This is a genomic window from Acinetobacter sp. 1566109, from assembly GCF_000582255.1.
Taxonomy (GTDB): Bacteria; Pseudomonadota; Gammaproteobacteria; order Pseudomonadales; family Moraxellaceae; genus Acinetobacter; species Acinetobacter nosocomialis.
The window spans coordinates 1-10,008 of record NZ_JEYB01000093.1 but is presented as its reverse complement, the minus strand read 5'-3'; the positions used below and the strand labels follow the sequence as shown (position 1 = coordinate 10,008).

The 10,008-nt window shown below is 39.0% G+C and carries 7 protein-coding genes and 2 pseudogenes; 5 read left to right on the top strand and 4 right to left on the bottom strand.

Annotated features, from left to right (window positions below; all coding sequences use genetic code 11):
- The 3 genes and pseudogenes from J582_RS23695 to J582_RS23685 all read left to right on the top strand — a co-directional run.
- Positions 1-587, top strand: a pseudogene (locus tag J582_RS23695) (IS256-like element ISAba26 family transposase); the annotation flags it as partial.
- Positions 588-617: 30 nt separating this feature from the next.
- A pseudogene (locus J582_RS23690) lies at positions 618-1,946 on the top strand (OmpA family protein); the annotation flags it as partial.
- Between the two features lie 103 nt (positions 1,947-2,049).
- Complete coding sequence (locus J582_RS23685; protein ID WP_032048738.1) at positions 2,050-2,829, top strand: Rossmann-like and DUF2520 domain-containing protein; 780 nt, start codon at positions 2,050-2,052, stop codon at positions 2,827-2,829.
- Between the two features lie 14 nt (positions 2,830-2,843).
- Here the strand turns inward: J582_RS23685 and J582_RS23680 are convergent, their stop codons facing one another.
- Both J582_RS23680 and trmB read right to left on the bottom strand, forming a co-directional pair.
- Positions 2,844-3,470, bottom strand: coding sequence for a glutathione S-transferase family protein (locus tag J582_RS23680; RefSeq protein WP_004709826.1), 627 nt, complete (start codon positions 3,468-3,470; stop codon positions 2,844-2,846).
- A 171-nt stretch (positions 3,471-3,641) separates the two neighbouring features.
- On the bottom strand, positions 3,642-4,358 hold the full coding sequence (gene trmB, locus J582_RS23675) for a tRNA (guanosine(46)-N7)-methyltransferase TrmB (protein WP_002156820.1): 717 nt from the start codon (positions 4,356-4,358) through the stop codon (positions 3,642-3,644).
- 145 nt (positions 4,359-4,503) lie between these two features.
- Here trmB and J582_RS23670 point away from each other — a divergent pair, with 145 nt between their 5' ends.
- Together J582_RS23670 and J582_RS23665 are read left to right on the top strand one after the other, a co-directional pair.
- Positions 4,504-6,942 (top strand): ExeM/NucH family extracellular endonuclease, encoded by a 2,439-nt coding sequence (locus J582_RS23670; protein WP_032048737.1) that lies wholly within the window; start codon positions 4,504-4,506, stop codon positions 6,940-6,942.
- 207 nt (positions 6,943-7,149) lie between these two features.
- On the top strand, positions 7,150-7,761 hold the full coding sequence (locus J582_RS23665) for a glutathione binding-like protein (RefSeq protein WP_016805635.1): 612 nt from the start codon (positions 7,150-7,152) through the stop codon (positions 7,759-7,761).
- A gap of 61 nt (positions 7,762-7,822) precedes the next feature.
- Here J582_RS23665 and J582_RS23660 read toward each other — a convergent pair whose 3' ends face one another.
- A complete protein-coding gene (locus tag J582_RS23660; protein WP_002156827.1) occupies positions 7,823-8,167 on the bottom strand; it encodes a hypothetical protein in 345 nt (114 codons plus the stop codon).
- 172 nt (positions 8,168-8,339) lie between these two features.
- Complete coding sequence (gene ahpF, locus J582_RS23655) at positions 8,340-9,905, bottom strand: alkyl hydroperoxide reductase subunit F (RefSeq protein WP_032048736.1); 1,566 nt, start codon at positions 9,903-9,905, stop codon at positions 8,340-8,342.
- Positions 9,906-10,008 lie beyond the last annotated feature (103 nt).

Here is a 10,008-nt window from a genome sequence, read left to right as displayed (position 1 = left end):
CCAAATTCTGGCTGTCAGTCATGACAGAGCTAAAAAATCGAGGAGTACAGGACATTCTTGTTGCCTGTGTAGATGGATTAAAAGGCTTTCCTGACGCGATAGCCTCTGTTTACCCTCATACTGATATTCAACTGTGTATTGTGCATGTTGTACGCAATAGCCTGAGATTTGTAAGCTGGAAAGACTACAAGGCTGTTACGTCGGGTCTGAAAGCGATTTATCAGGCAAGTACAGAGGAAAATGCTTTAAAGTCCCTAGACATCTTCTGTGATCAATGGAATCACCAGTATCCCAAAATTGGAGAATCCTGGCGGGCCAATTGGGAAAATATCCGAACGATCTTTAGCTATCCAGCCGAAATACGTCATGCTATTTATACAACAAATGCGATTGAGTCGTTGAATAGCGTAATACGCCATTCAACGAAGAAAAGGAAAATCTTTTCATCTGATGACTCAGTAAAGAAGGTCATTTACTTAGCAACATCAAATGCTGCGAAGAAATGGACGATGCCAATTCAAAATTGGCGTTTAGCAATGAATTGGTTTACGATTCAGTTCGATGATCGATTAAAAGATCATTTATAAAAAATGGAACTTACACAAAATAATTTACAGGCTCTCTCTAAGTTTTATCCAATTCTACTTTCATTATTAGCTGCTAAACCTGATCTTATTGGACAGTTAAAAAACAGTTTAGCTCCATCATTATCCGATCTTTTTTCTCATAATGACCAAATTAAAAATACGGTACTAACACACCTAAGTGGCACTGCACCATCTGCCGAGATTGAAAGTACACTCAATAGTGCGATCAAACCCAGTCTTAATACGATTTCTGAAGTCGCTGGAAGCGATCAACAAAGCATTGTGAACTATTTACGTCAACATGCGGAAACGATTCGTTCATATTTACCAGGGTGGGCAGTCGGCTTATTAGCTCCATTGGGTATTGGTGCGGGTTTATCATCAGTAACTACATCAACTGCACCTCCGCTTGCAGCGGCAACGGAAACGACTGGTAAATCTCGTGGTTTCTTACCGATTATTGCGCTTATTATTCTTGGTTTATTAATTGCTTGGTTATGGCGCTCTTGCCAGCATAAAGAAGCTACACCTGTACCCGAGACTACTCCTGCAAGTGGTGTAGCGGCCGCAGCAGCTGCACCTGCTACTTTAACTTTAAGTACGGACGATAAAGGAGCAGTAAGTCAATGTCAGGCAGGCATTGGTGATCAGGGCTTCTTGGCAACTTTACAAACGCAAGTTAAAAAAGTTCTTTCAGGGACTAAAGACTGTAATGTTGATACCAGTCAAACTTATGCTGCTGCATTTACCGATAAAGATGCGTTAGCAGGTGTGCTCGGTGCCTTAAAAGGAGTTCCTAACGCGTCTTTAGAATGGGTTGGTGACAAAATCACTTTGAAAGCAGGTGATGCCGCAGCTTTAGAAGCTTTAACTGCAAAAGTAAAAGCACTCGTTCCTCATACTGAAGTTGTTTCAGCTGCACCACAAACAGCTGAGCAATCTGTAAGTAATAGCTTAACTGCTTCACAAACTGCTTTAGGCTCAATTGACCCGAACAATGTAGATGTAAATGCTCTAGTTAAAGCGCTTAACTTGCAAATCATTAACTTCGCGAGTGGTTCAAGTGAAATTCCAGCAGACAATAAAGCCATTCTTGACCAAGCTGCAACACTGTTAAATAAAGTGACTAGTGTGAAATTAAATGTAGGTGGTCATACAGACTCAACAGGTAATGCTGCTGCCAATAAAGCACTTTCTCAACGCCGTGCTCAAGCTGTCGTAGATTACTTGGTTTCTAAAGGCGTAGATGCATCTAAACTTGTTGCTGAAGCTCATGGTTCAGAAAACCCTGTTGCAGAAAACACAACTGAAGAAGGACGCTTTAAAAACCGCCGTATTGAGTTTTCAGTAGCTCAATAATCAATAGATTCACAAAAAAGTTTGATTTTATTGAATTCTGATTTGAAAAAAGCTTCTCATTTTGAGAAGCTTTTTTTATAAAGATCAATATTGTTGGGTTGGTATGAAAATCAGTTTGTTAGGAAGTGGCCGTGTTGCTTTTCATTTGGCAAAGGCACTTTTGGCTAAGGGGCATAACATCGCACAAGTCTATGCGCGTGATTTTGAGAAAACCCAGAAATTTGCAGAACAAATTCAAGCAAAAGCATGTCAGTCTCTTCAAGAGTTTCAAGCGAGTGACTTAATTATTTTAGCTGTTTCAGACAGTGCTATTAGTGAACTTACAATGCAAGTACACGCGTTATTTCCAGAAACGCTTATGGTTCATACTTCGGGTAGTACCAATATTGAAGTTATTAGTAATATTCATAAAAAAGCTGGGGTGTTTTATCCTTTACAGACTTTTAGTTTTGAAAGAGACGTTGATTGGAAAGCCACACCATTATTTGTAGAGGCGACTAATAAAAACGATTTAGTCATACTTTCTGATTTAGCAAATAGCCTAAGTAATCGAGTATATCAATACACCTCAAAACAGCGTTTAACTTTACATTTAGCGGCTGTATTTGCTTGTAATTTTAGTAACTACTGTTTTGATATGGCTAAACAGATTGTAGATGCAGAACAAGTCGACTTTCGCTTGCTTTATCCATTAATGGTAGAAACAGCAAAAAAAGCCACTGAAAATGATCCGAAACAAATGCAAACTGGGCCTGCGGTAAGGGGAGATGAAAATATCTTGGCAATGCATGAGGGTCTATTAACTCAAGCAAATAGGGATGACTTAAAACAGGTCTATCAACTTTTAAGTGATGGCATCGTGAAGCGCCATCACTCGGCTTAAAACTTATTTAAAAATTAAGGTTCGCCGTTATTGCCCCATTTTAAGAAGCCAGCACGCTGATTTAATAGTTCAAAATATTGGTCGACATGTTTAAGTGTTGGATGGTCAAAAGGAGTGGCCTTCCAGCGTTGTACAGATAGACCAATTGGAATATCCGCTAGAGTAAACTCAGTACCTGCAACATAGGCTTGAGTTTTTGCAAGTTGTTGGTCAAGAATCTGCATATGATGATTCCAGTTCTCAATACCTTGTTGCAATAAGTTAGGGTCTTGATGATCTGGTGAATGTCTAAGTAGAGACATAATCGTATAAGTCCAGCTGTTATTTAGCTCGATCGCTTGCCAATCAAGCCACTGGTCAACAAAGAACCTTTCTTTTGCTTGAGTAGGGTAAAGCTTATGCTCTTTATCGTAAGCATTGGCGAGATAACGGATAATACTGTTGGACTGCCAAAGGACTAAATCGCCATCTAAAACAACAGGAATTTGACCATTTGGATTTAATTGTAAATATTCAGGTGATTGAGCAGAGCGAAAGCCTCGTCCCCAATCTTCTCTTTCATATTCAAGATTTAATTCTTCACACAGCCATAAGACTTTGCGAACATTAATGGAGTTATCACGCCCTAAAATTTTTAACATGGGTTTTCCTTAGTATTTTTTAGTATGGCAAGTACCAATCTCTATAAATAGCTAGATTCGTTTAGATTGGCAATCATTAATTAATAAGTGGAAATAGAATAGATAAGATATATGTTTATTTTTGATATTAAAAAGAAAAGGCCTAGTTTATTACTAAGCCTTTTTTATTATTTACTTAATCTTTTTAAAGATAAAGTCATTAATCTTATGACCCGACTCAATACCACGGCGTTCAAACTTAGTCACTGGGCGCCAGTCTGGACGAGGGTAGCTATTGCCTTTACCCGCTAAGTTTTCAAGGTTTGGACGGTTGTCTAGTACATCAAGCATCCATTCTGCATACGGTTCCCAGTCTGTTGCAGCGTGGAATGTACCACCAAGCTCAAGTTTCTGTTCGACCAGTTGCATACGCTCATGAATAACAAAACGGCGTTTGAAATGACGTTTCTTTTGCCAAGGGTCTGGGAAGTAAAGTTGTACGCAGTTGATACTGTTGTCTGGCATTTCACGTAAAACTTGAATCGCGTCTGCATCGAGTACACGTAAGTTTTTAAGTTCTGCTATACCTGCTTCATATAAACATTGGGCAATACCAGGTACGTGTACCTCAATGCCTACATAGTTACGTTCAGGATTTGCTTTAGCCATAAGAACTAAAGAGCGGCCCATCCCAAAACCGATTTCAACAGTTAAAGGGCGCTCTGGATGTTCAAAGTGTTGACGTAAGTCACCAACAGGATATTCCAAAATTAAATCGCGATGTTGTTCTAATGCCGTGCGTTGAGACGTATTAAGTGGTGCTGAACGACGCATAAACGTCACAATTTCACGGTGTTCAGGCAAATTGTCTAAGTCTGCAATTTGCGTTTCTAACTGATCGATCGACATAACCTTGGCAATATTGAAATTCAAATGCGGTATTTTAAGTCTTCAGGTGGTCAAGTCAAATATTTCGGTGTTTTTCTTCATGTAGATGTCATGATCAATATTTAATCTAAGAGACTAATTAAAACTCACATGAACAATTTTACTCATGAAAACTTTTCAGTTAAGAACACTTTCGGTTTTTTTAAGTGCATTTGGTGCATTTTCATATAGCTCTGTTGCTCAGGCGCAGCTCATGTTTAGTCAGTATGTTGATGGCAGTAGTAATAAAAAGGGTTTAGAAATTTATAACCCAGATGGTACTACAGTTAACTTAGCCGATTATGAGATTCAACAGTTTAATAATGGTGGCACTGCAAAGACAGCGACTTTCCGTTTACAAGGTACGCTTCCAAGTAAACAGAAGTTTTTAGTAGGTCGCTCAGAGTTACAGACAGAACTTGGCAATAAAGTAAATCAGGTTGCTGCGTTATCTTTTAATGGTGATGATGCAGTTGTGCTCGTTTATAAAGGCACACCTGTCGATCGTTTTGGGCGTATTGGTGAACGACCAGAGGCAGGTTGGGGAACAGCCGTTTCAAGTTTAGGAAATAGTTTTAAGCGTATTGAAACTGAAAATCCAGCTTTAAGTATTGACCCAACCGCAGCATTTGATTTGGATCATTCATGGTCAGCATGGGCAAACCGAAATGATTTTTCAAATCTATCGGGTTCTACGACTCAGCTGCCTGTGCAAACGGTCAGTTGTTCAAGCTCAGATACACCAATTGCCGATTTAGCATCTTCCACACAAAATCAAACTTATACAGTACGTGGTGTAATTACTGCTGACTATCGTTATGCTAATGGTTTTTCAGGCTTTTATGTTCAAACACCTGACACTAAAGCACGTGCAAATGTAAGCAATGCCATTTTTGTTTATATTCCAAATAGCAGCACGGTAAAAGGTGGCCAAGTTGGTGATGAAGTCATCTTACGTGGTCGTTTAACAAGCTATCAAAATCAACTACAGATCGACCAATTACAACAAGATATTCAGACCTGTAATACTAATATGGCAAATCAGGTTCAGCCAATTAGTCTAGAGTTGCCATTTACCAGCTTAACAGGCGGTTCAACCAATTCTCCACAGCGCTATCAAGGAATGTTGGTTAAATTACCTCAGACTTTAACGATAAGTGAAAACTATAATTATGGTCGTTATGGTGAGTTATCTTTAAGTTTAGGCCGTTTATATATTCCAACCAACTTATATCCTGCCTTGTCGCCAGAAGCAAAAGCTTTAGCCCAGAAAAATTTATTATCGAAAATTATCTTTGATGATGGTTATAACAATCAAAACCGTACGCCATGGTTACCAACAAATTTTAGTGCTGCCAATACATTGCGTTCTGGCTATCAGCTTAAAAATGTTGAAGGGATTTTAGAGTATCGTTTTAATGGTTGGCGAGTACAGCCAGTGCTTGGACGTACGCAACCAGAAGTTGTTACTCAAACAAATCCACGCCAGAGTGTCATTACAAAAAATGCCAATCATATTCGTGTAGCTTCATTTAACGTTTTGAACTATGACAATGGTGCAACAGGTTTCCCAACAGAGCGTAGTGCAAACACACAAGCAGAGTTTGATAAACAGCACCGTAAAATTGTGAGTGCATTAAAAGCGATTGATGCTGACGTATACGGTTTGATGGAAATTGCTAACAATGGTTATGGTCCAAACAGCGCAATTGCTCATTTAACCAGTGCATTAGGTCCTGATTGGAAATATGTTATTCCTGAAAATTTGGATCGTTTAGGTGGTGATGTTATTGCTGTTGCGATTATTTATAACAGCAAGCGTGTTAAGCCTTTAAACAAACCTGTTGTGCTTGATTTGGGTGATAAAAACCGAACAACCTTAGCACAAACTTTCCAGGCTGTTCGTGGTAATAAAACGTTTACCGTTATTCCAAACCATTTGAAGTCAAAAGGTTGTACAGGAGTAGATGCTAACTCTACTGATGCCGATCAAAATGATGGTCAAGGATGTTGGAATCCAACCCGTGTGAAAGCAGTTGACCAAATTGTGCAGTGGCTAGCGAAAAATCCAACTCAAGTTCCTAAGCAAAATGCTTTACTCGTTGGAGACATGAATAGCTATGCAAAAGAAGCACCAATTTTAGCTTTTGAAAAAGCTAACTATAAGGTTCTCCTCAATGATGCTAAGGTTGGACAAGGCGCTCAGGCATATAGCTATGTGTTTGGTGTGGCAAGTGATGCAAATGGTAATGGGGGAGCGGGTAACTTAGACCATGCAATTGCCGATGCAGATTTATATCCAAAAGTAGTGCGTACTTTTGCTTGGCATATCAATGCAGATGAACCAACTGTCCTAGATTACAACGAAGAATATAAAACTGATGAGCAAAAGGCTCTGTTTTATGGTGAAGATGCTTATCGTTCTTCGGACCATGATCCTGTCATTGTCGATCTAGATTTAAATGGTAAAGATTCAAGTCATCCTGATAATGGCAACAAAAATCCTATTTTGGATTTCCTAAACCAATTAGTGGAATGGATTAGCCAACTTTTTAAACGTAATTAACGGTAAAAAATGCGTGATAGGAATGTGTTTTATCATATTTTAAACAATCGTCACGTAAGACAACTTGCAAGGTCAAACTTTTCAAGAATATTAGGTAGTGTAAGTAATTTATAAATTTACGCTTTTTTACAATTAAGGAATTGTACAAACCTTGCAGGTTTTTTAGAAGCAATTTAAAACGTTAATGTAAGATAAGAAGGATCAGATATGAAATTATATTATTCGCCAGGCGCATGTTCTTTAGCTGCACATATTATTTTAAATGAAATTAATGTTGATTTTGATTTAGAACGAGTAAATTTAAAAACACATAAAACAGAAAAAGGTGCAGATTATTACGAAATTAATCCAAAGGGCTATGTACCAGCTTTAGAAATTAACCCAGGTTTGATTTTGACGGAAAACGTGGCGATTTTACCGTTTCTTGCTCAGCATGATCCTAAACAAGATTTGATTCCTCCTTCAGGCTTAGGCCGTGCGAAAGTGTTGGAATGGTTGGGCTATTTAAATTCTGAACTGCATGATGCATACGCAGTATTTTTTGGGGCGCCATTAACAAACGATGAAAAAACCAAAGCTTACGCAGAAATCGACCGTCTTTTAAAATATATCGATAATTATTTGGCTGAGTCAGATTATGACTATTTAGTAAATGATAATTTTGGTCCAGCAGATGCATACTTATTTGTATTAACAAATTGGTCAAATTCAATTGAGCATGATCTAACGCCATATAAAAATATTATTGCACTACGTAATAAAGTTGCAGAACGTCAATCTGTACAAATCGCGATGCGTGATGAAGGTTTAATTTCATAAGCTTTTAGATGCATTAAAAAAGCCCCTAATCAATAGGGGCTTTTTTAATATTGAATATAACTTAGTGTTGAGCTTTTTCTTTTACATCAGCAGCTGCATGTTCAACAGCTTGAGCTGTATCAGCAGTTGCTTTACGCGCAGTCGCTTCAGTTTGTGCAGCAGCATTTGCAGTAGTATCGGCAGCGTGGTCAGCAGCAGCATCAATCTTAGCTGTAGCGTTGTCTGTAGCAGTTGCAATATCGCTCGCAGCTTTGTCACCAGCAGATTTAATATCTGCTGTTGCTTGTTTAGCAGCATTTTCTAAATGTTCACCTGTAGTCGCACCAGTTTCTGGAGCTTTCTCTTTATTACAACCAACAAGGGCAACAGTCGCAGCAAGACCTAAAGCAACAAGTAATTTATTCATTGTGTTTTTCCTTCTAATTCATGGCATCCAAAATTATGGATGTCTAAAATATAAACATAAAGTAACTGATTAATAAAGATCAAAAATTGTTAAAAAGTTGTAACTTCAACATTAAAAAAGCCTAGCATTTTGCAATGCTAGGCTTTCGCTCGATAACAGGATTTAACCAGTTTTATTGCCCAGAACGGATGATGTAATCAAACGCAGAGAGTGATGCTTTAGCGCCTTCACCTGTAGCAATAATGATTTGTTTGTAAGGCACAGTGGTACAGTCACCCGCAGCAAACACACCTTGTACATTGGTTTCGTTGCGGTCATTCACAATGATCTCACCACGGTTGGTTAACTCAACCTCACTGTCTTTTAAGAAGTCAGTGTTTGGCAATAAACCAATCTGTACAAAGATCCCTGCAAGTTCTACCACATGCTCTTCATCAGTCGCACGGTCTTTATATTTAAGACCAGTCACTTGTGATCCATCACCTAACACTTCTGTACTTAAGGCATTCATAATTACAGTGGTGTTCGGCAAGCTATGCAATTTGTTTTGTAAAACTTGGTCTGCACGAAGTTTGGTATCAAACTCAACCAGAGTCACATGCTCAACAATCCCTGCAAGGTCAATTGCAGCTTCAACACCTGAGTTACCACCACCAATCACCGCGACACGTTTGCCTTTGAACAATGGACCATCACAGTGTGGGCAGTATGCGACACCACGGGTACGGTATTCAGCTTCACCCGGTACATTCATTTCTCTCCAACGTGCTCCTGTTGAAAGGATCACAGTTTTCGATTCAAGTTTTGCACCGTTTTCAAGTTCAACTTCAACCAAGCCATTTGCTGTTTGGTTGGCACCTGTGATTTTGCTAACACGTTGTAGGTTCATGATATCAACATCATATTCACGAACGTGTGCTTCCATCTCGGCAGCAAACTTAGGACCTTGAGTCTTTTGCACAGAAGTGAAGTTTTCAATGTCCATGGTATCCATGACCTGACCACCAAAGCGTTCAGCTACAATACCGGTGTTAATACCTTTACGTGCTGCATAGATTGCAGCTGTTGCACCTGCAGGTCCACCACCAATCACCAATACATCAAACGCATCTTTGGCATTGAGTGCTGCTGCGTCTTTTTCAGCCGAGTTGGTGTCAAGTTTTGCCACAATCTCTTCAAGCGTCATACGACCTTGACCAATGTGTTCATTGTCCTGGAACACCATTGGCACAGCCATGATTTTGCGTTGTTCCACTTCGTCTTGGAAGAATGCACCATCAATCATGGTTGCCGTAGTGTTCGGGTTATAAATGGCAATCAGGTTAAGCGCCTGTACCACGTCAGGACAGTTATGACAGCTAAGTGATACGAATACATCAAAGTTGGCTTTGAGGTTTAAACCTTTAATTTGATTTAAAACCTCATCTGACACCTTAGGTGCATAGCCAGACACTTGTAACAGTGCCAAGATCAAAGATGTAAACTCATGGCCCATTGGTAAGCCTGCAAAGAATACACGAGGCTGTTCACCTGCTTTAGCCACACCAAAGCTTGGACGACGTGTATTGTTACCGTCAAAACGGGCTGTTACTTTTTCAGAAAGCTCAGCAATTTCAGTTACTAATTCTTTAATTTGGGCAGCTTTATCTGATTCATCCAAAGCAGCAACTAATTCGATTGGACTTTCTAAACGTTCTAGGTAAGCTTTTAATTGAGTTTTAATGTTTTGATCTAACATCTGTTTTTACTCCAATGCATCCAAATTCTTTCAATAGATGCATAGTACGTGAAAACAATGAATAGGTAAAACAGTATGTTTTTATGTATTTGATCGGTTTTTT